The organism is Kitasatospora sp. NPDC001225 (genome assembly GCF_053597855.1).
The window spans coordinates 39573-59936 of record NZ_JBSFJC010000048.1 but is presented as its reverse complement, the minus strand read 5'-3'; the positions used below and the strand labels follow the sequence as shown (position 1 = coordinate 59936).

General features: G+C 74.2%; 20 protein-coding genes. 12 read left to right on the top strand and 8 right to left on the bottom strand.

All coding sequences use genetic code 11. The features are described 5' to 3' along the window. Nucleotides 1-252: 252 nt before the first annotated feature. The 3 genes from ACWDCZ_RS18850 to ACWDCZ_RS18840 all read left to right on the top strand — a co-directional run bounded on the left by ACWDCZ_RS18850 (nucleotide 253) and on the right by ACWDCZ_RS18840 (nucleotide 2423). Nucleotides 253-912 (top strand): hypothetical protein, encoded by a 660-nt coding sequence (locus ACWDCZ_RS18850; protein WP_387829358.1) that lies wholly within the window; start codon nucleotides 253-255, stop codon nucleotides 910-912. 102 nt (nucleotides 913-1014) lie between these two features. Further along, entirely contained in the window at nucleotides 1015-1806 is a 792-nt protein-coding gene (locus ACWDCZ_RS18845; RefSeq protein ID WP_074005193.1) for a DsbA family protein, read from the top strand. Then, nucleotides 1803-2423: a vitamin K epoxide reductase family protein gene (locus ACWDCZ_RS18840; RefSeq protein ID WP_074005192.1), complete on the top strand. Its 621-nt coding sequence runs from the start codon at nucleotides 1803-1805 to the stop codon at nucleotides 2421-2423. The genes ACWDCZ_RS18845 and ACWDCZ_RS18840 overlap by 4 nt, the downstream gene beginning before the upstream one ends. 45 nt (nucleotides 2424-2468) lie before the next feature. Here ACWDCZ_RS18840 and ACWDCZ_RS18835 read toward each other — a convergent pair whose 3' ends face one another. Then, nucleotides 2469-3452: an adenosine deaminase gene (locus tag ACWDCZ_RS18835; RefSeq protein ID WP_049659827.1), complete on the bottom strand. Its 984-nt coding sequence runs from the start codon at nucleotides 3450-3452 to the stop codon at nucleotides 2469-2471. Nucleotides 3453-3592: 140 nt separating this feature from the next. On the opposite strand from ACWDCZ_RS18835, the gene ACWDCZ_RS18830 reads away from it, so the two are divergent. Both ACWDCZ_RS18830 and ACWDCZ_RS18825 read left to right on the top strand, forming a co-directional pair. Continuing rightward, the gene (locus tag ACWDCZ_RS18830) at nucleotides 3593-3874 is read left to right on the top strand and encodes a DUF6158 family protein (protein WP_049659828.1); all 282 of its coding nucleotides are present in this window, start codon (nucleotides 3593-3595) and stop codon (nucleotides 3872-3874) included. Between the two features lie 120 nt (nucleotides 3875-3994). Continuing rightward, on the top strand, nucleotides 3995-5383 hold the full coding sequence (locus tag ACWDCZ_RS18825) for an NADP-dependent succinic semialdehyde dehydrogenase (protein ID WP_074005190.1): 1389 nt from the start codon (nucleotides 3995-3997) through the stop codon (nucleotides 5381-5383). 48 nt (nucleotides 5384-5431) lie between these two features. Here ACWDCZ_RS18825 and ACWDCZ_RS18820 read toward each other — a convergent pair whose 3' ends face one another. Next, nucleotides 5432-5737, bottom strand: coding sequence for a hypothetical protein (locus tag ACWDCZ_RS18820; protein ID WP_049658984.1), 306 nt, complete (start codon nucleotides 5735-5737; stop codon nucleotides 5432-5434). Between the two features lie 57 nt (nucleotides 5738-5794). Next, a complete protein-coding gene (gene ku / locus ACWDCZ_RS18815) occupies nucleotides 5795-6790 on the bottom strand; it encodes a non-homologous end joining protein Ku (protein WP_074005189.1) in 996 nt (331 codons plus the stop codon). A 146-nt stretch (nucleotides 6791-6936) separates the two neighbouring features. Here ku and ACWDCZ_RS18810 point away from each other — a divergent pair, with 146 nt between their 5' ends. The 3 genes from ACWDCZ_RS18810 to ACWDCZ_RS18800 all read left to right on the top strand — a co-directional run bounded on the left by ACWDCZ_RS18810 (nucleotide 6937) and on the right by ACWDCZ_RS18800 (nucleotide 10333). After that, on the top strand, nucleotides 6937-7191 hold the full coding sequence (locus ACWDCZ_RS18810; RefSeq protein ID WP_049658988.1) for a hypothetical protein: 255 nt from the start codon (nucleotides 6937-6939) through the stop codon (nucleotides 7189-7191). Nucleotides 7192-7455: 264 nt separating this feature from the next. Continuing rightward, nucleotides 7456-8901 (top strand): amino acid permease, encoded by a 1446-nt coding sequence (locus ACWDCZ_RS18805; RefSeq protein ID WP_049658990.1) that lies wholly within the window; start codon nucleotides 7456-7458, stop codon nucleotides 8899-8901. 208 nt (nucleotides 8902-9109) lie between these two features. Beyond that, entirely contained in the window at nucleotides 9110-10333 is a 1224-nt protein-coding gene (locus tag ACWDCZ_RS18800; RefSeq protein WP_449816444.1) for a helix-turn-helix domain-containing protein, read from the top strand. Nucleotides 10334-10489: 156 nt separating this feature from the next. Here ACWDCZ_RS18800 and ACWDCZ_RS18795 read toward each other — a convergent pair whose 3' ends face one another. Further along, nucleotides 10490-11278, bottom strand: coding sequence for a S1 family peptidase (locus tag ACWDCZ_RS18795; protein WP_380741250.1), 789 nt, complete (start codon nucleotides 11276-11278; stop codon nucleotides 10490-10492). A gap of 729 nt (nucleotides 11279-12007) precedes the next feature. Here ACWDCZ_RS18795 and ACWDCZ_RS18790 point away from each other — a divergent pair. From ACWDCZ_RS18790 to ACWDCZ_RS18780, 3 genes are all read left to right on the top strand, one after another. Next, complete coding sequence (locus ACWDCZ_RS18790; RefSeq protein ID WP_449816443.1) at nucleotides 12008-12652, top strand: aggregation-promoting factor C-terminal-like domain-containing protein; 645 nt, start codon at nucleotides 12008-12010, stop codon at nucleotides 12650-12652. A gap of 228 nt (nucleotides 12653-12880) precedes the next feature. Continuing rightward, entirely contained in the window at nucleotides 12881-13885 is a 1005-nt protein-coding gene (locus ACWDCZ_RS18785; protein ID WP_449816442.1) for a glycosyltransferase family 2 protein, read from the top strand. Between the two features lie 99 nt (nucleotides 13886-13984). After that, entirely contained in the window at nucleotides 13985-16876 is a 2892-nt protein-coding gene (locus ACWDCZ_RS18780) for an FAD-binding and (Fe-S)-binding domain-containing protein (RefSeq protein WP_449816441.1), read from the top strand. Here the strand turns inward: ACWDCZ_RS18780 and ACWDCZ_RS18775 are convergent. Together ACWDCZ_RS18775 and ACWDCZ_RS18770 are read right to left on the bottom strand one after the other, a co-directional pair. After that, a complete protein-coding gene (locus ACWDCZ_RS18775) occupies nucleotides 16867-17379 on the bottom strand; it encodes a hypothetical protein (RefSeq protein WP_380741253.1) in 513 nt (170 codons plus the stop codon). The two genes, ACWDCZ_RS18780 and ACWDCZ_RS18775, sit on opposite strands and share 10 nt — an antisense overlap. Before the next feature lie 42 nt (nucleotides 17380-17421). Then, nucleotides 17422-17925: a DUF1453 domain-containing protein gene (locus tag ACWDCZ_RS18770; RefSeq protein WP_074005182.1), complete on the bottom strand. Its 504-nt coding sequence runs from the start codon at nucleotides 17923-17925 to the stop codon at nucleotides 17422-17424. 74 nt (nucleotides 17926-17999) lie between these two features. Here ACWDCZ_RS18770 and ACWDCZ_RS18765 point away from each other — a divergent pair, with 74 nt between their 5' ends. Then, nucleotides 18000-18623, top strand: coding sequence for a TetR/AcrR family transcriptional regulator (locus tag ACWDCZ_RS18765; protein WP_449816440.1), 624 nt, complete (start codon nucleotides 18000-18002; stop codon nucleotides 18621-18623). Between the two features lie 179 nt (nucleotides 18624-18802). On the opposite strand, the gene ACWDCZ_RS18760 is transcribed toward ACWDCZ_RS18765, so the two are convergent. Then, the gene (locus tag ACWDCZ_RS18760) at nucleotides 18803-19252 is read right to left on the bottom strand and encodes a CBS domain-containing protein (protein ID WP_049657806.1); all 450 of its coding nucleotides are present in this window, start codon (nucleotides 19250-19252) and stop codon (nucleotides 18803-18805) included. A gap of 82 nt (nucleotides 19253-19334) precedes the next feature. Continuing rightward, nucleotides 19335-20327: a slipin family protein gene (locus ACWDCZ_RS18755; RefSeq protein WP_380741256.1), complete on the bottom strand. Its 993-nt coding sequence runs from the start codon at nucleotides 20325-20327 to the stop codon at nucleotides 19335-19337. Between the last annotated feature and the right edge of the window lie 37 nt (nucleotides 20328-20364).

Sequence of the window (20364 nt, the reverse complement as noted above, 5' to 3'; positions counted from 1 at the left end):
CGTGACGGGTTATTTTCAGACTGCCAACGATCTGAACGCCCCACCTCCAGGGTTGGCAGTCTGAAAATCATCCAGCCCCCGGAGCGACCACCCCCGGAGCCACCCCCGGCCCCCACCCTCCCGAAAGCCCACCCCCCCACCCCAACCCCCGTAAGCCCCGCATAAGCCCAGCTCAGCCCAGGTGGTGACCCTCTTCACAGCCCCCCTCCCAGCAGACCGTTCCACATTCAACCTGTGGCACACTCGGATGCCATGAACACCAGCCCGGTCACCAGAACGCTCCGCGCAGCGGTCTTCGCCGCGCTGGTCGTGCTGCTCGCCGGGCTCGGCCAGGTCCTGGTCACCGGCCGCACCCTCCCCGTCGGCCCGATGCTGCTCGCCTCGGCCGCCGTCTTCGCCGCGGCCTTCGCCCTGGCCGGCCGCGAACGCGGCTTCCCGGCGGTCGCGGCGGTGTTCCTGCCGCTGGAGCTGGCCGCCGGCGCCCTCTTCGACCTCGCCCAGAGCACCTGTCCCTCGCTGCCGCCAGGCACCGGACACGGCCTCCAGCCGCTGCTCTGCGGCGGCGGCTCGCTCGGCGGTTTCCTGCTCGGCCACGGCGTCTCCGCCCAGACCGGCCTGCTGCTGCTCCTCCTGCTGCACACGGTGATCGCGCTGGCCGGCGCCTTCTGGCTGAGCCGCGCGGACGCCGCGCTCTGCTGCCTGGCCGGGGCCGTCCGGATGCTGGGCGAGTTCCTGCACCGCCACCTGCCGGCCGCCGCCCGCTGGCTGCGGCTGCTGGTCGCGCCGCTGCCGGCCCGTCCGCCGGCCCGGGTGCCGTTCCCCCGGGCCAGCCGCGTGCTGGTCCCCGCCGAGGACGTCGTCGTCCGTCCGGCCGTCCGGCGCGGTCCGCCGGTGTTCGCCCTGGCCGTCTGAGCCACGGGCTTCCCCGCCCGCTCAGTCGGCTGTTCTCTCCTCCCGCGCTGGCCCCGACCGGCCGCGCCGCCCCGTACGCCCGAGAGCACAGGACGACACCCCATGAGCAACACCCGCAAGACCGACAAGAAGGCCTCCGCCACCGACCGCATGCGCGTCGCCCGCGCCCAGGCCGAGCGCTCCGACCGGATCCGCCGCCGGGTGGTGGTCGGCGGCGCCTCCGCCGCCGTGCTCGCCCTGGTGGCGGGTGTGGCCTTCGCCGTCGGCGGCTCCTCCGGCTCCGGTTCGAACGCCGCGAACGGCCCGCTGGTCGTGCCGGCCAACGCGAGCGGTACCAACGGCACCGTGATCACCTACGGCAAGGCCGACGCCCCGCACACCCTGGACGTCTACGAGGACTTCCGCTGCCCGTTCTGCGAGCAGCTGGAGACCACCACCGGCAAGGCGATCCAGCAGCTCGCCGACGACGGCACGTACAAGGTCGACTACCACCTGGCGACGTTCCTGGACAACAACCTGGGCGGCAAGGGTTCGCGCACCGCGCTGGCCGCGGCCGGCGCCGCGCTGAACGAGGGCGTGGACAAGTTCAAGGCGTTCCACGACGTGCTGTACGCCAACCAGCCGGACGAGCGCAGCGACGCCTTCGGCGACGTCAACCACATCCTGGACCTGGCCGGCCAGGTGCCCGGGCTGAAGACCGACGCCTTCGTCAAGGCCGTCCAGGACGGCACGTACGCGCCGTGGGCGGCCAAGGTCAACGAGGAGTTCAACAAGAGCGACGTCACCGGCACCCCGACCGTCAAGCTGGACGGCAAGAAGCTGGACGTCCTGAACAACGGCAAGGCCGTCTCCCCCGAGCAGTTCACCGCGATGGTCAAGCAGGTGACCGGGTGACGGCCGGCGCCCCCGCCGGGCGGCCCGGGTACGGCGCGAGCCGCCCGTTCGCCTGGCTGCTGCTGATCGGCGGCGCCGTCGGCCTGTTCGCCTCGACGGTCCTCACCCTGGACAAGATCCGGCTGCTGGAGGACCCGTCCTACGTCCCCAGCTGCAACATCAACCCGATCATCAGCTGCGGTTCGATCATGCGCAGCGACCAGGCGGAGGCCTTCGGCTTCCCCAACTCGCTGATCGGGCTGGTCGCCTTCGGGGTGGTGATCGCGGTCGGTGCCGGGCTGCTGTCCGGGGCGGCGTTCCGGCGCTGGTTCTGGCTCGGCCTGCAGGCCGGGACGGTGTTCGGCATCGGCTTCGTGACCTGGCTGATGTACCAGGCGCTGTACCGGATCGGCGCGCTCTGCCCGTACTGCATGGTGGTGTGGGCCGCGGTGATCCCGCTGTTCTGGTACACCACGCTGCACAACCTGCGCTCGGGCGTGATCCCGGTGGGCCCGCGGCTGCGGGTGGCCGTCCGGGAGGCGGCCCGCTACCACTGGGTCGTCCCGGCGCTGTGGTACGCGGTGATCGCGCTGCTGGTCCTCAACCGGTTCTGGTACTACTGGAGCACCCTGCTCTGACCCCGTCCGCCGCCCCCGCCCGCGCGGGGGCGGCGGACCGGCAGGTCAGAAGGCGTACGCGGCGACCTCGGCGAGGAGTTCGGCGCGGCGCTCCTCGCTGATGAAGGAGGCGCGGAAGGAGTTGGCGGCCAGCCGGCGCAGGGTCTCCTGGTCGAGGGCGAGGGCCTCGCGCACGGCGCGGAAGTTGTCCTCCACGTAGCCGCCGAAGTACGCCGGGTCGTCGGAGTTGACGGTGACCAGCAGGCCGGCGTCCAGCATCTCGCGCAGCGGGTGGTCGGCGAGGGTGTCGATGCAGCGCAGCCGGACGTTGGAGAGCGGGCAGAGGGTCAGCGGGACCTGCTCGCGCACCAGGCGGGCGACCAGCTCGCCGTCCTCCAGGCAGCGCAGCCCGTGGTCGATCCGCTCCACGCCGAGGACGTCCAGCGCCTCGGTGATGTACGCGGCCGGGCCCTCCTCGCCCGCGTGGGCGACCCGGCGCAGCCCGGCCTCGGCGGCCCGGCGGTACACCTCGCGGAACTTGACCGGCGGGTGGCCGACCTCGGCGGAGTCCAGGCCGATGCCGGCGATCCGGCCGAAGTACGGGCGGGCGGCCTCGAAGGTCTCCAGCGCGGACTCGGCGGACTCGTCCCGCAGGAAGCACATGATCAGCTGCGTGCTGATGCCGTACCGCTCCTCGGCGCGCTCCAGCGCCCGGGTCAGCCCGTCGACCACCACGCCCAGCGGCACCCCGCGCGCGGTGTGCGCCTGCGGGTCGAAGAAGATCTCCGCGTGGCGGACGCCCTGCTCGGCGGCCCGGGCCAGGTAGGCGTCGGCGAGGTCGGCGAAGTCGTCCTCGGTGCGCAGCACGGCCATCAGCGCGTAGTAGAGGTCCAGGAAGGACTGGAGGTCGCTGAAGGAGTACGCCTCGCGCAGCGCCTCGGTGTCGGCGTACGGCAGCTCGACACCGTTGCGGGCGGCGAGCTCGAAGGCGAGTTCGGGCTCCAGGGTGCCTTCGATGTGCAGGTGGAGTTCGGCCTTGGGAAGCGGCATGTGGGTGTCCGAGCGCTAGCGGGGTGGTCCTGAACGTGTACGGAAGGATTCATCCTATGATCCGCGCCGACGGACCGGGTGCAGCGGCGGCGGACGGCGGGCACCCTGGAGGAGGGGACTTCCGCCGAGGAGGCACCGAGATGCGGCACGCCGAAGACCCGCACATCCGGCCCGCGGGCATCTCCGCGCACGCCCTGGGCAACGACACGCTGCTGCACGAGCTGGAGCAGCTGCACCGCACGCGGCACGAGACGTTCCTGTACGGCTCGGAGGAGGCGCTGAAGCGGCACACGCTGCGCACCGGGGAGCTGGAGGCCGAGTACCTGCACCGCTTCCCGAGCCGGCAGGTCACCGCCGCGCGGACCAGGGCCGGGGCCCGCGCCCGGGAGGCGGCGGCCCGGGTGGAGTCGCTGCCGGAGTGACGGGGCTGGCCGCGCGCCCGCCGGGACACGCCGGGCGCGCGGTGGCGTGCCCGGAGGCGGGCGGTCGGGGAGGGTGTGAGGGCAGACGCACCGGACCGTGACCCCACCTGGGAGCCCCGCATGCCCATCGCCAGCGTCAACCCCGCGACCGGCGAGACCGTCCAGACCTTCGAGCCGCTCGACGCGGCCGGCATCGAGCGGCGGCTGGCCCGCGCCGAGGCCGCCTTCCACAGCTACCGCGGCACCCCGTTCGCCGCCCGCGCCGAACTGATGCGCCGCGCCGCCGACCTGCTGGACCGGGAGCTGGAGGCGGTCGCCCGCACCATGACCGAGGAGATGGGCAAGCCTCTCGCCGCCTCCCGCGCCGAGGTCGCCAAGTGCGGGAAGGCGATGCGCTGGTACGCGGACCACGCCGAGGAGCTGCTCGCCGACGAGCACCCGGCCCCGGCCGACGTCGCCGACTCCGGTGCCTCCCGGGCCTATGTCCGCTACCGTCCGCTTGGTCCGGTTCTTGCCGTCATGCCCTGGAACTTTCCGCTCTGGCAGGTCCTCCGGTTCGCCGCGCCGGCCCTGATGGCGGGCAACGTCGGCCTGCTCAAGCACGCGTCGAACGTGCCGCGCACCGCGCTGGCGATCGAGGAGCTGTTCCAGCGGGCCGGGTTCCCGGAGGGCTGCTTCCAGACCCTGTTGATCGGCTCGGGCGCGGTGGAGGGCGTGATCCGGGACCGCCGGGTCGTCGCCGTCACCCTCACCGGCAGCGAGCCGGCCGGGCGGGCGGTCGCGGCCACCGCGGCGGACGAGGTGAAGAAGGCCGTCCTGGAGCTGGGCGGCAGCGACCCGTTCGTCGTGCTGCCGAGCGCCGACCTGGACGCGGCGGTGCGCACCGCCGTCCGGGCCCGGGTGCAGAACAACGGCCAGTCCTGCATCGCCGCCAAGCGCTTCATCGTGCACACCGACGTGTACGACCGCTTCACCGCCGCCTTCACCGCGGCGATGGGCGCGCTGAAGGTCGGCGACCCGATGGACGAGTCCACCGACGTCGGCCCGCTGGCCAGCCGCCAGGGCCGGGACGACCTGGAGGAACTGGTCGAGGACGCCCGGGTGCACGGCGCCCGGGTGGAGTGCGGCGGCGGGCGCCCGGAGGGCTGGGACACCGGCTGGTTCTACGAGCCGACGGTGCTGACGGGCATCACCCCGGCGATGCGGATCCACCTGGAGGAGACCTTCGGCCCGGTCGCCACCGTCTACCGGGTGGCCGACCTGGACGAGGCGGTGGCGGTCGCCAACGACACCCCGTTCGGGCTGAGCGCCAACGTCTGGACCACCGACGAGGCCGAGCGGGAGCGCTTCGTCCGGGACATCCAGGCCGGCGGGGTGTTCTTCAACGGGATGACGGCCTCCCACCCGGCGCTGCCGTTCGGCGGCGTCAAGCGCTCCGGGTTCGGGCGGGAGCTGTCCGGGCACGGGATCCGGGAGTTCTGCAACGTCACCACGGTGTGGATCGGCTGAGCCCTCCCGGGCCCGCGCCCCTCCGGCCCCGCGCCCGTCCCGACCGGGTCAGGACGCCATCCGGTGCCGACCCGGCCCCGGGGTCATCCAGCGGGCGACCACGCCGCCCATCGCGATGAGCGTCAGGCCCCAGAAGACCGCCATCGGCACCAGCACGGGCAGCAGGCTCACCTGGACCGCGACCATGCAGAGGCCGATCGAGAGCGCGATCATGAACGTCACCACGGTGGGGCTGAGGCTGAGCAGCCAGTGCCAGACGCGGTGCCCGAAGCCCCGGGCCCTGCGGGTCGCGGGGTCGGCCTCGGCCCGGGCGTCGAGTTCGGCGTCGAGTTCCTTGTAGGTCAGCAGGTCCATCGGGATCGCCTCCAGTGCTGGACGGCTGGACGGGAGGGGTGCCTGGCCCCGGTGGGGTCAGGAGGCCTTGCGGGGAGCCGAGGGCTTCCGGGTGGTGGTCTTCTTCGCCGCCGGGCTCCTCGCGGAGGTCTTCCCGGCGGACTTCTCGGAGGCGGCCGTCTCGGAGGGGGCCTTCCCGGAGGCTGCTGCCTTCGAGGCGCTCCGCTTCACCGGGGCGCGCTTGCGCGGCGCGGGCTCCGCCTCCTCCGGGGCGGCCTCCCCGGCCCCGCCGCCCCGCCCGCCCCTGGCCTGCTTGAGGCTGCTGCGCAGCGCCTCCATCAGGTCGATCACGTTGTCCGGAGCCTCGCCCGGCTCCTCCTCGTGCGGGACCTCGACGCCCTCCAGCCGCGCGGTGATCACCTGCTGCAGCGCCTGCTGGTAGTCGTCGTGCAGCTGGGACAGGTCGAAGTCCTCGGAGAGGGTGTCCATCAGCGACCGCGCCATCTTGAGCTCCTGCGGCCGGACGGCGACGTCGCCCTCGGGCGCGATGCCGGCGGCCGGGCGGACCTCGTCGGGCCAGATGCAGGTCTGCAGCACCAGGGTGTTGTCGTGCACCCGCAGCACCGCGGGCGACTCCCGGGTGCGCAGCGCGATCTTGGTGACGGCGATCTGCCCGGAGTCGGTGAGCGCGTCGCGCAGCAGCGCGTACGGCTTGGCGGCGGCCTTGTCGGCGACGCCCACGTAGTAGGCCTTGGAGAACATCAGCGGGTCGATCTCGCCCTCGTCCACGAAGGCCAGCACGTCGATGATCTTCTTGCTGGGCAGCGGCAGGTCGGCGAGGTCCTCGTCGGAGAGCGTGACGGTCCGCCCGTCGGGGGACTCGTACCCCTTGGCGATCTCCGCGTACGGGACCTCCTTCTCCTCCCGCTCGCAGTACCGCTTCATCCGCACCCGGCCGCCGTCCTTGGCGTGCACCTGGTGCAGCGGGACGTCGTGCTCCTGGGTCGCGGAGTACAGGTGGACGGGGATGCTGACCAGCCCGAAGCTGATCGTCCCCTTCCAGGTGGTCTGCATGGGGTCGCTCCTGACCGGCGCCGGGAGCCGGCCGGCACCGAGAACGCTCGGGATGCTCCTACGGCATGTCCCGAGAGTCCCACTGTGCTCTGGTTTGCCCCGATCGTCCACAGCGCGTCGACAATGGGCCGAGGAGGTCGACGCGGATGGGCATCCGGAGCCGAGGACACCAGCGGGGCCGGCGGGACCAGCGGGAACGCGACCAGGCGCCGCCGCCGGAGCGGTACGGCTACCTGGTGACGTACGCGGTGCGGGGCGAGCCCGGCGCACGGCGCGCGGAAGTCACGGTGCTGCCCGGATACTCGCAGGAGGACGACATCCCCCGGATCCTCGCCGCCCGGCTCACCGGGCGGCCGGCGGACGAGGCGTCGATCACCGTCCTCGACGTGCGGCCGATCTGACCGGCCACCCGCGGGCGATTTGAGCCCCAACAGAGCTTGGCGACCTTTCCGAATGCTGACGATGCGTCAGATTTGAGGTTTCCATGCCACCTTTCCACCCACCCCGACCAGGCCTTTTCCGTCCGTTGAGCGAACAGTTACCAAAGGATTGTTCCGATACTCGGGCGTAGAAGTTAGGTTGCGACGCAATGCGCGGGTCAGTCCCCCACCCTCGGCGCGACGAGCCGAGGGACACGCCGCGCGGGAAAGGCACAGGGCACCCAGATGAGTGCGGACACCACCAAGCCCCCGGCCACGGCCACCAAGCTCCCCCACCAGACCGGGCCGATCGGCCACGGCGGCGACGGCCACCTGAAGGCCGGACTCAAGAACCGCCACCTGTCGATGATCGCCATCGGCGGCGTGATCGGCGCCGGCCTGTTCGTCGGCTCCGGCGCGGGCATCGCGACCACCGGCCCGGGCATCCTGCTCTCCTACGCCATGGCCGGCGTGCTGGTCGTCCTGGTGATGCGGATGCTCGGCGAGATGGCCGCGGCCGACCCGCAGAGCGGCTCGTTCTCGGCGTACGCGGACCGGGCGCTCGGCCGCTGGGCCGGGTTCAGCATCGGCTGGCTGTACTGGTTCTTCTGGGTGGTGGTGCTCGCGGTCGAGGCGACGGCCGGCGCGAAGATCCTCAACAACTGGGTGCCGGGCGTCCCCCAGTGGGGCTGGGCCCTGATAGTCATGGCGGTGCTGACCGCCACCAACCTCTTCTCGGTGGCCTCCTACGGCGAGTTCGAGTTCTGGTTCGCCGGGATCAAGGTGGTCGCGATCGCCGCGTTCCTGGTGATCGGCACCCTCGCCGCCTTCGGCCTGCTGCCGGGCACCCACGCGGTCGGCGCCAGCAACCTCACCGGCCACGGCGGGTTCCTGCCGCACGGGGTGGGGGCGGTGTTCACCGGCATGCTCACGGTGGTCTTCGCCTTCATGGGCAGCGAGATCGTGACCCTGGCCGCCGGCGAGTCGGAGAACCCGGAGAAGGCGGTCTCCAAGGCCACCAACAGCGTGATCTGGCGGATCGGGATCTTCTACCTGGGCTCGATCCTGCTGGTGGTCACCCTGCTGCCCTGGGACTCCGCCGACGTCAAGGCGAGCCCGTACGTGGCGGTGCTGGACCACATCGGCATCCCGGGCGCCGGCCAGGTGATGGACGTGATCGTGCTGACGGCGGTGCTGTCCTGCCTCAACTCCGGGATGTACACGGCCTCCCGGATGGCGTTCTCGCTGGGCCAGCGCGGGGACGCGCCCAAGGCCTTCGCCACGGTGACCTCGCGCGGCGTGCCGCGGGTGGCGATCCTCTCCTCGGTGGTCTTCGGCTTCGTCGCGGTGTTCTTCAACTACACCTCGCCGGACACCGTGTTCGCCTTCCTGCTCAACTCCTCCGGCGCCGTCGCGCTCTTCGTCTGGCTGGTGATCTGCGCGACCCAGCTGCGGATGCGCAGGATCATCGAGCGCGAGATGCCCGAGCGGCACACCGTCCGGATGTGGCTGTACCCGTACCTGACCTGGACGGCCATGGGCATGATCGGGTTCGTCATGGCGTACATGTTCACCGACGCCGACGGACGCAAGCAGATGTACCTGTCGCTGGTCGCCGCAGCCATCGTGCTGGCGGCCTCGGCCGTGGTGGGCCGACGGCGGCGGGCCGCGGTGGCGGCGGCGGGCTCCTGACCCGTCCGCCCCGCGCGGGAACGCCGGGCCCGGGAGCCGATGCGGAGGCTCCCGGGCCCGGCGCCGTTCTGCTCGGCGCAGCGCACCGCCCGATGCCACGCCGCCCGGCACCGCACCGCCCGCCCAGTTTGACCAAGGCACGTCAACGGGGATACCAGGGCCGGGCGCTCCCCCACGAGCGCTCCCCCCGCCCCCTCCGGGAGACCCCGTGCCGTCCCTACCCACCCCCACGCCACCCCCGCCGCCACCACCTCAGCCGCCTCAGCCGCCGCCCCGTACGGGGCCCGGGTCCGCGCGCCTGCGCTTCGGCCGCCGACTGCGCCACTGGCGCGAGGCCCGGGGCCTCAGCCAGGCCGAGTTCGGCCGGCTGCTCGGCTACCACGACTCGCTGATCAGCCGGGTGGAGAACGCCCACCGCTGGCCACCACCCGGAATGCCCGCCCGGGCCGACGAACTCCTGCACGCCGACGGCGAGTTGGCGGACCTCTGGCAGGCCGTCCAGCAGGAGCGCGAACACCTCGGCGAACGCGCCGCCGCCACCCGGCCACCGCTCGACACCACCGCCACCGGCCCGCCGGACGCCGCCACCGTCGAAGTGCTCGCCCAGCTGCTCGCCGTCTACCGCGCCGCCGCGGGCCGGATCGGCGGCGAGGAGCTGGCCACCGTCCTGGAGCACCACGCCCACACCCTGCTCGGCCGGCCGCACCCCGACCCGCACCAGTACCCCGACCCCCGCGACCACCCCGCCGCCGACCGCTCGCTCGCCGCCCAGTACGCCGAACTCGCCGGCTGGGCCCACTTCGAGGGCGACCGCCACGCCCGCGCGCTCAGCTGGTACGCCACCGGGCTGGAGTGGGCGCGCGCGACCGGCGACCGGATCACCGCGGCCGCGCTGCTCGCCCGGCAGAGCACCCTGTACTGGTGGCACGGCGACCCGGCCACCGCGCTCGCCCTGGCCGAGGCCGCCCGGAGCACCGCGCCTCCCCTGCCGGGGCTGCGGGCCTGGACCGCCGTCGCCCAGGCCCACGCCCACGCGCTGGCCGGCCGGGCCCCGCTGGTGCGCCGGACGCTGGCGGAGGCCCGGCGACTGACCGACACCGCGCTGCGCACCGGCGAACCGACGCCCTGGGCGGACCGCGCCGACCTGGTCCTGGCCGTCGCGCACGGCACCTGCCACCGGGACCTCGCCGTCCGCACCGGCCGCGCCGGCCACGCCCGCACCGCGGCGGCCTGGCTGGAGGCCGCCCTGCGGCTCCTCGACCCGGCCGCCCGCCCGCGCGACCACGCCCTGGTCACCGCCCGCCTCGCCGGCGCCCACGCCCTCGCCGGCCGCACCGACGCCGCCGTCGCCCTGCTCACCCGGCTGCCCCCGCACGCCACCGGCCGCATCGCCCGGGAGCGACGGCGGGCCGAGGAGTGGCTGCGCGGGTGAGGCTCCCCGGGCACTGCCGTCCCCGGTCCGTCACGGAACGGCAGGACCGGCCACCACCTGCGGGTGTGGTGACCGGCCCTGCCGTACCGCTTCGACCGGCCCTACCGGGTCGGATCAGTGACCTTCCGGGTCAGCCCGGGGACCCGCCGGGTCGGGTCAGAGGCCGGCCGCCGCCGCGGCGATGTCGGCCGCGTAGGTGCTCACCTGGGTGTAGACGCCCGGGTAGCCCGCGCGGGCGCAGCCGTTGCCCCAGCTGACGATGCCGACCTGGACCCAACGGCCCGCCGCGTCCTGCCGGACCATCGGGCCGCCGGAGTCACCCTGGCAGGTGTCGACGCCGCCCTGGGAGACGTAGCCCGCGCAGAGCGAGCCGGCCGCGTTCAGCCCCGGGTAGGCGCGGGCGCAGGTGGCGTCGTCGACGAACGGCACGGTCGCCTTGAGCAGGTACCGCTGCTGGCCGCCGCCCTCGCGCGCGGCGCCCCACCCCATGATGGTGAAGGTGCCGCTGTCGTAGGCGGTGGAGGTGGCGATCGGCAGGGTGCTGACCTGGCCGCCGGTCACCGGCGAGGCCAGCTTGATCAGCGCCCAGTCGTCGCCGTTCTCGGCGCCGGTGAAGGCGGGCGACTGGTACACGTACGAGGAGCGGACCTTGACCGCGCTGCCGCTGTTCAGGTCGACCGCCCCCGCGGTGGCGGTGATGCTGCTGTCGGCGCCGGTGCCGTCGACGCAGTGGGCGGCGGTGAGCACGATCTGCGAGGTGTAGAGCGCGCCGCCGCAGCCCATCGAGAGCCGTACCACGAACGGGAACTCGCCCTGCGCCGCCCGCGTGCCGCCGACCACGCTCGGCGACGGCTCGGGTGAGGCGGCGGCGGGCAGCACGAGCGCTCCGGCGCCGAGCACCAGGCCGGCCAGCAGGCAGACGAACCTGCCGAGTTGACGCTTCATCAGATCCTCCTTGCAGGTGGGGGAAGACCGAGAGTGGCCCGACGGGCGGCGCGATAGGAGGGGTCCGCCCTTGCCGGTCGGATCTGGCAGGAACACGGCAATGAGGGGTTCCGGGTGCGGAGGGCCCGGGACGATCGCACACCGAACCACGCGGCCCGCTCCGGGGAATCCCGTGCGCGACCCCTGGAGCCGTCACCGGCCGCTCACTCCGCGTCGACGCCGCGCCCGCCGGTGTGTGAGCCCGCCCACAGCGGGATCGCCATCCACGATCCCCGATAGTGGACACGCTCCCCGCAGCACCGCCCCCGGCGCCGTCGAGCCGCCCCGACCGGGCCGCCCGCGACCGCGATCCGCCTGAAGAACACAGGCCACCACACCTGCTGGTGGTGCGATCCTTCACCACCCCCGGGCTGCCACCTCCAGATGGAGGATTCGGACAAATATGCCCAAATAAGCCGCCGGGCCCCGCTCCGGCCACCCCTCAGCCACGACCCTGCGTAGTAGCGACCGCCTTTGCCACCCGTCCCCGGCCCTGCCAAGAATGGCCCGTCGCCAGACAGCGCAGCCGACCACCCCCCGCCGCCGCGCAGCCCGCCCGCCCCGCCGTTTCCGCCGGGGCGCCACGGCCGTCCAGGGCGGCCGCACGGGCCCCGCTCACCCGGAGCCCACGCGATGCCCCGCCCCCGGTGCCACCGGCACGGCCCCCGACGGAGAAGGATCGTCCGCCCCATGCAGCTCAGCCATGCCCGCCGCAACTCCCTGATCACCGGCGTCGCCACCCTCGTGGTCGCGAGCGCCGCCACCGCGGCCCTCGCCATCCCGCAGGCCGGGAACGGCACCGAGGCCGCCCCCGTGGCCGCCGTGTCGGTGGACGGCACGCTGGTCGCCGAGCAGGGCCAGGCCGACACCGCTGCCGCCGCCGAGCAGGCCGCCCAGGAGGCCCAGGCCAAGGCCGAGGCGGACGCCGCCGCCCAGGCCCAGGCCGAGGCGCAGGCCCAGGCGGACGCCAAGGCCAAGGCCGACGCCGAGGCCGCCGCCTCCCGCTCCCAGGAGCGCCAGGACCTGAACAGCGCCCCGGCCGCCTACTCCGGCACCCCGCAGCAGATCGCCGCGCAGATCGTCCCGGCCGGCCAGCTCCAGTGCTTCAGCAACATCGTGTTCCGCGAGAGCAGCTGGAACCCCCTCGCGGTGAACGCCTCCTCCGGCGCCTACGGCCTGGTCCAGGCCCTGCCCGGCTCCAAGATGGCCTCCGCGGGCGCCGACTGGCGCACCAACCCGGCCACCCAGATCAAGTGGGGCCTGAACTACATGAACACCCGCTACGGCAGCCCCTGCGCCGCCTGGTCGTTCTGGCAGTCCCACCACTGGTACTAGGCCGACCCCCGATCGGCCGCCGAGGGCCCGCGACGCACCGCGCGTCGCGGGCCCCAGCGCGCATCACCCCAGGTCGGAAGCCGGGCCGGGACCTGGGCCGGGCGTGGACACGTCCGGAAGGCGGCGTGAAGATCTGGCGCGCACTCGTACGGTTTGCCACTGATTGATCGGAATTACGGACCGTCAGGGCTTTGCCACGGTTCGCGAGCCCTCTTACGCTCCGGCGTCATGCCCTCACCCCTGATCAGCGTCGTGCTCCCCGCCTACGACCGGCACGAACAGCTCGCCGACTGCCTGGACTCGCTGCTCGCCCAGTCCCTGGCCGACGTCGAGGTGATCGTGGTCGCCGACCGCTCCCCCGAGACCGCGGGCGGGCTCGCCGACGCGTACGCCGCCCGGCACCCGCAGGTGTCGGTGCTGCACCTGAACGCCGCGGTCGGGGTCGGGGCGAGCCGGAACGCGGGCGCGGCGCGGGCCACCGGCGAGTACCTGCTGTTCCTGGACGCCGACCACCTGCTGCCCCGGGACGCGCTGCGCACGCTCGCCGACCGGCTCCGGCAGACCGGCCCGGTGGACGTGCTGCTGTTCGGCCACTCCCGCCGGCACCAGGACCGGGACTGGCCGGGCGGCGCCGAGGCGCTGCTCGCCGAGGCCGGCCCCGAGCCGTTCGCGCCCATCGACCGGCCCGCGCTGTTCGGCGCGCCGCCGCTGGCCTGGGACCGGCTGGTCCGCCGCGGCCACTGGGCCGAGCTGGGCCTGGCCTTCCCGCCCGGCCGCTACGAGGAGGTCCCGGTGGCGCACGCGGCGCTGCTCGGCGCCCGGACGGCCGCCGTGCTGGCCCGCGAGTGCGTCCAGCTCCGCCGCCGGGAGACCGTCCACCCGGCGGGCGGCCCGGGCAGCAGCGTCTTCGACCTGTTCGAGCAGTACGAGCGCAGCTTCGCCCTGCTGGAGGACCAGCCGCACCTGTACGCGGTGCGCGAGGCGCTGTTCGTCCGGATGATCCGGCACTACCTGTTCGTCTTCGACCTGGCCGGCTGCGTCACCCGCGCCGAGCGGCCGCAGTTCTTCCACCGCGCCGCCGAGCACCACCGCCGCTTCCAGCCGCCCGGCCACCGCCGGCCGGGCGGCCGCGAGGGGATCAAGTTCTCGCTGCTGGCGGGCGGCGCGTACCCGGCCTTCGAGGTGGCCAAGCTCTCCCACATCGCGCGCGGCACGCTCACCGGGCGGAAGTAGCCGGGGCACCCCCACCCGGGTGAGCCGGGCGCCGCGCCCGGTACCGGTGCGGCGGTACGGCTGCGATCATCGGCGGAGCCGTACTCCTGGGAGGTCCTGGTGAGCCGTCCGTCCGCCGTCCCCGGGGCCGAGTTGGCCCGTGAGCTGGCCGCCGTGCTGCGCGGCGAGGTCCGCTTCGGCGCCGCCGAGCGCACCGTCTACAGCCAGGACGCCTCCAACTACCGGCAGTTGCCGCTCGGCGTGGTCAAGCCGGCCGACCTCGACGACGTGCGCACCGCGCTGGCGCTCTGCCGCGCCCACCGGGTGCCGGTGGTGGCGCGCGGGGCCGGGACGAGCATCGGCGGGCAGGCGATCGGCCCGGGCGCGGTGGTGCTGGACTTCCGCCGCCACCTCGGCGCGGTGCTGGAGGTCGATCCGGGGGCCCGCACCGCGCGCGTCCAGCCCGGCACCGTGCTGGACGACCTCCAGCGCGCCGCCGGGCCGTACGGGCTGCGCTTCGGGCCCGACCCGTCCACGCACAGCCGGTGCACCCTCGGCGGCATGATCGGCAACGACTCCTGCGGCTCCCACTCGCTCGCCTGGGGGCGCACCGCCGACAACGTCGAGCGGCTGGAGCTGCTGCTCACGGACGGCACCGAGCTGACCGTCGGCGGGCGGCTCACCCCCGCGGAGCGCGCCGCGCTCGCCGCGCTGCCCGGGCGGGTCGGCCAACTCCACACCGGGCTGCAGGAGTTCACCGACCGCAACCTCGCCGCCATCCGGCAGGGCATGCCGCGGCTGCCCCGCCGCACCTCCGGCTACCCGCTGGACGCGCTGCTGCCCGAGCAGGGCCACGACCTGGCCCGGGCGCTCACCGGCACCGAGGGCACCTGCGCGCTGCTGCTCGGCGCCACCGTCCGCCTGGTCGAGGACCCGCCGGCCCGGGCCCTGGTGGTGGCCGGCTACCCCGACGAGGGCGCCGCCGCCGACGCCGTCCCGGCGCTGCTGCCGTACGGCCCGCTGACCGCCGAGGGCATGGCGGCCGACCTGATCGCCGCGCTGCTCGCCGCCGGGCCCCGCCCGCCCGCGCTGGACCGGCTGCCCGCCGGCGAGTGCTGGCTGTTCCTGGAGACCGGCGGCGACACCCCGCGGGCCGCCTACCAGGCCGCCCGCCGGCTCGCCGACGCGGTGAAGCGCGAGCGCACGGCCGCTGTCGCCCTGGTCACCGACCCGGTCGAGCAGCGCCAGCTGTGGGCCGTCCGGGAGGCCGGCGCGGGGATCGTCACCCGGCTGCCCGGCGGCGGCGAGGCCTGGCCCGGCTGGGAGGACTCCGCCGTTCCGCCCGAGCGGCTCGGCGACTACCTGCGGGCCCTGCGCGCCCTGCTGCGCCGGCACAGCCTGCACGGCGTCCCGTACGGGCACTTCGGCGACGGCTGCGTGCACCTGCGGATCGACTTCCCGCTGGACGAGCCCCAAGGGGTGCTGGTCTTCCGGGAGTTCCTGGAGCAGGCGGCCGATCTGGCGGTCTCGTACGGCGGTTCGCTCTCCGGCGAGCACGGCGACGGCCAGGCCCGCTCGGAGCTGCTGCCGCGCATGTACCCGCCCGAAATCATCGGCCTGTTCGGGGAGTTCAAGCGGATCTGGGACCCGGAGAACCTGCTCAACCCGGGCGCGCTGGTCGACCCGCGCCCGCTCGACGCCGACCTGCGCTTCGTCACGGCCCCGCGCCGCACGCTGCCGCTGGCCCTGCCGTACGAGCAGGACGGCGGCAGCCTGGTGAAGGCGGTGCACCGCTGCGTGGGCGTCGCCAAGTGCGTGGCCCCGGGCAGCGGGGTGATGTGCCCGAGCTACCTGGCCACCGGCGAGGAACGGCACTCCACCCGGGGGCGGGCCCGGCTGCTCGCCGAGATGCTGCGGGGGGACGCGATCCCGGACGGCTGGCGCTCGGAGGAGGTGCGGGAGGCGCTGGACCTCTGCCTGAGCTGCAAGGGCTGCGCGAGCGACTGCCCCGTCCACGTCGACATGGCGACCTACAAGTCCGAGTTCCTGTACCAGCACTACCGGCACCGGCCGCGCCCGCTCGCGCACTACTCGATGGGCTGGCTGCCGCTCTGGCTGCGGGCCGCCTCGCTCGCGCCCGGGGCCGCCAACACCCTCGCCCGTTCCCGGGCCGGGGGGCTGCTCAAGCGGCTCGGCGGGATCGACCGGCGCCGGGTGCTGCCGGTCCTCCCGCCGGAGACCTTCACCGCGTGGTACCGGCGGCACCGCGCCACCCACCCGGCCCCGGCGGGCGCCCGGCCGGTGCTGCTGTGGCCGGACACCTTCTCCGACCGCCTCCAGCCGAACGTGCCGCGCTCGGCCGTCGAGGTGCTGGAGCACCTGGGCTTCGACGTCCGGCTGCCCCCGGGCCCGGTCTGCTGCGGCCTCACCTGGTACTCCACCGGCCAACTCGGCACCGCACGACGGGTGCTGCGGCGCAGCCTGCGGGCACTGGACGGAGCTGGGGTCCAGGCCGACACCCCCGTGATCGGCCTGGACCCCAGCTGCACCGCGACCCTGCGCGAGGAGCTGCCCCGGCTGCTCGGCGCGGAGGGCCGCCCGCTCGCCGACCGCACCCGCACCTTCGCCGAGTTCCTCGACGAGTTCGCCCCGGACGCCCCGCTCCCCCGGATCCCACTGGACGCCGTCACCCAGACCCACTGCCACCAGCACGCGGTGCTCGGCAGCGCCGCCGACCGCCGGCTGGAGGCCCGGCTCGGCCTGAACAACCGGGTGCTGGACGCCGGTTGCTGCGGCCTGGCGGGCAACTTCGGCTTCGAACGGGGCCACTTCGAGGTGTCCGAGGCCATCGCGGAGCGGGTGCTGCTGCCCGGGCTCCGGGCCGCCGGGCCGCAGGCGGTGGTCCTGGCGGACGGCTTCAGCTGCCGCACCCAGATCGCCCAACTCGCGGACGGGCGGCGGGCCCTGCACCTCGCGGAGCTGATCGCCCGGGAGCTGCGGGATCAGTCCTGACGGTGCGCCGCGAGGAAGGCCCCGGCGTGGGCCGCGGCCTCCTCCCTGGTCCGGTGGCCGGCCGCCGCCCCACCGGTGGCGCCGTCCGCGCCGGTGGCCGTCCAGCGCCAGCCGCCGGAGGTCTCGTCCTCCGCCAACTCGGCTGTTCCGCCGAACAGTTCGAGCAGCCCGGGCCGCGCCGCCGGACGGCTGACGGCCTCCGGCCACTTCTTCCGGGCGCCCTGCCGGGTGATGCCCCAGGCGGCGCCGAGCTGCTCGTAACTGGCGCCGTAGGAACCCGCGGTGGCGGCCGCGCCCGCGGTGAGCAGCTTGACCTCGGCGTCCACCAGCTTCCAGGCGGACAGGACGGAGAGCGCGACCTCGACCGGCTCGGCGTTCCACATCCGTTCCGCGGGCAGGCCCGTCGCGCGGGCGCGCACGGCGGCGGCGAGGGGGTCGAGCGCGTCGAGGAGGGCCTTGGCCAGCGCGGCCCGCTCCTCCGGAGTGATCTCCACGGTCGTCATGGTGACAACCATAGTTAACGAATCCGCTACCGACAACCAAAGTTACCGGCCGAACCGGTCCAGCGGGCTCGCGCCCCGCTTCTCCGGCGCGAACGGCGTACCCGAGGAGAGCGCCCGGAAGCCCACCACCAGCGCCTCCCCCAGGAAGCCCACCCCGATCGACAGCTGGATCGGACGGGCATCCGCGGCCAGGCCGAAGTGCGCGGCGAGCGCGGCGAAGCCGGCCATCAGGGCCAGCGACACCGCCGCGACCAGGAAGGTCCGCCCGGTGTAGCGCTGCCACAGCACGCCCTCCCGCTCGTAGACCCGGATGGTGGCGCCGCGCACCGCCCCCAGCGCGACGCCGAGCCCGGCGCCCGCCGCGATCCAGCCGTAGTCGGCCGCGCCGAGCCCGTGCTTCTGGGCGAGCGCCCACACGCCGAGGGCGGTGAGCACCACCGGCGGCGCGAAGAGGTCCCGGGCGTTGAGCGGTTCGCCGCGCAGCCGCCGGATCACCACCACCACGACCACGACGGCGATCAGCCCCGCATGCACCCAGCCGTTCATTCCTGCCTCCCCGAATTTTTGTAGCTCGACCGTGCTAAATCAGCAATTTAGCTCGCTCGTGCTATAACGGCAACATGCCGAAGATCGTCGACCCCGCCGAACGCCGCCAGGCCGTCGCCGACGCCGTCCTGCGCGTCGCGGCCCGGGAGGGACTGGAGCACGCCTCCCTGCGCAACGTCGCCGAGGAGGCCGGACTGGCCGTCGGCTCGGTGCGGCACTACTTCGCCGGCAGCTCCGAGCTGATGATCTTCGCGATGCGCGAGCTGGCCCGGCGGATCGAGGCCCGCATCCGCGCCCACGCCGCCGCCCTGCTCGACCCGGCCGCCGACGGCACCGACCGGCGCGAACGGACCGTCCGACTGCTCGCCGAGACCCTCCCGCTGGACGCCGGGCGCCGGGAGGAGTCCGCGCTCTGGCTCTCCTTCGTCACCGCCGCCCGCACCCGGCCCGACCTGCGGCCCCGCGCCGTCGAGATGCAGACCGGACTCGACGACCTGGTCCGACGCGTCCTCGCCGAGTCCCGACGCACTGGCGGCCTGGCCCCCGGCCTCGACCTCGACCTCGAGACCCGCCGGCTCTCCGCCCTGCTGGACGGCCTCACCCTCCAGGCCGTCCAGCACCCCGACCTGGTCGGCCCGGACGAGCTGCGCGCGGTGCTGCGCCGCCACCTCGACACCCTGGCCGCCCCCGCCTCCTGACACCGCGCCAACACCCCCGAGAACGCCGAGGTCGCCGAGGTCGCCGAGGGCACGGAGAGCATCGACGGCACCGGGGCCCCCGCCATCGCCGTCTACGCCCTGGGAGGACCGGACCGGCACGACGGCGGCCCCCGCCCGTCCGTCGGCGGGGGCCGCAGCCCGCGTACGCGCGGCAGGCGTCAGCCCTGGGCCGCCCCCGCGGGCGCCTCCTCCGCGCAGACCGCCGAGACGAACTCGGCGACCCGCGCCTGCGGCAGGCCGCGCGCGATGTCCGCCTCGCTGATCATGCCGACCAGCTTGTGCTCCGGGTGGTTGATCACCGGCAGCCGGCGCACCTGGTACTGCTCCATCACCCGCAGCACCTGCTCGCAGTCCTCGTCCGCCTCCACCGTCATCGGCCGCCCCTGCGCCAGCTCGCCCGCCGTCACCGACGCCGGGTCGCGGTCCTCGGCGACGCAGCGCAGCACGATGTCGCGGTCGGTCACGATCCCCAGCAGCTTGTCGCCCGGCCCGCAGATCGGCAGGGCGCCCACATGGCGCTCCCGCATGATCCGGGCGGCGGCCGCGAGCGTCTCGTGCTCACGGATGCACTCCGCGCCCGGGTGCATGATGTCGCTGGCTCTGGTCATGGTCCGCCTCCTGACCTGGCTTCCCGCTCCCCTCGTCCATCGTGGTCCGGGCGGATGGCCGACGCCACCGGGGCCGACCCGCTCACTCCGCTCCGTCCGACCCGGCGGGGCCGCCGCGCCCGGCCCGGCCGTCCGGCGACTCCGGTCGATCCAGCGGCGACTGCTCCAACACCTCTTCCAGGGGCGGGAGTTCATGCCTGGGTGGCTCCGGCTCCAGCCCCTCCTCCGGGATCTCGCCGCTCTCCACCGCCTCCTCCACGGCCTTCGCCCCGGCCGCGACCGCCGCCGCCGTCAGCAGGTTCCGCTGCTGGACCTCCGTGGCGCTGTCCAGGAAGCGCAGCAGCTCCACCGGGAAGGGCAGCACCAGCGTCGAGTTCTTCTCCGCCGCCACCTCCACCACGGTCTGCAACAGCCGCAGTTGCAGCGCGGCCGGGGTCGCGCTCATCACGGCCGCGGCGTCCGACAGCCGCTGGGAGGCCTGGTACTCGCCGTCCGCCGTGATGATCCGGGCCCGCCGCTCCCGCTCGGCCTCCGCCTGCCGGGCGATCGAGCGCTTCATCGACTCCGGCAGCGCGACGTCCTTGATCTCCACCCGGTCGATCTCGATGCCCCAGCCCAGCGCCGGGCTGTCGATCATCAACTCCAGCCCCTGGTTGATCGGTTCCCGGTTGGCCAGCAGGTCGTCCAGCTCGCTCTTGCCGATGATCGAGCGCAGCGAGGTCTGCGCGACCTGGGAGATCGCGAAGTTGTAGTCCTGCACGTTGACGGTGGCCTTCACCGGGTCCACCACCCGGTAGTAGACCACCGCGTCCACCCGCACGGTCACGTTGTCCCGGGTGATGCCCTCCTGCGCCGGGATCGGCATCGTCACGATCTGCACGTTCACCCTGCGCAGCCGGTCCGCGACCGGCATCAGCGCCACCAGCCCCGGCTCGCGCACCTCGTCGCGCACCTTCCCGAAACGGAACACCACGCCCTTCTGGAACTGCTGGACGACCCTGATGCTCAGGCCCGCACAGATCACCCCGAGCCCGGCCAGCCCCCCGAGCGCACCCAGCACCGCATCGACGATCATCGCGGCCTCCTCGCGACCGGCGCACTGCGCGCACACC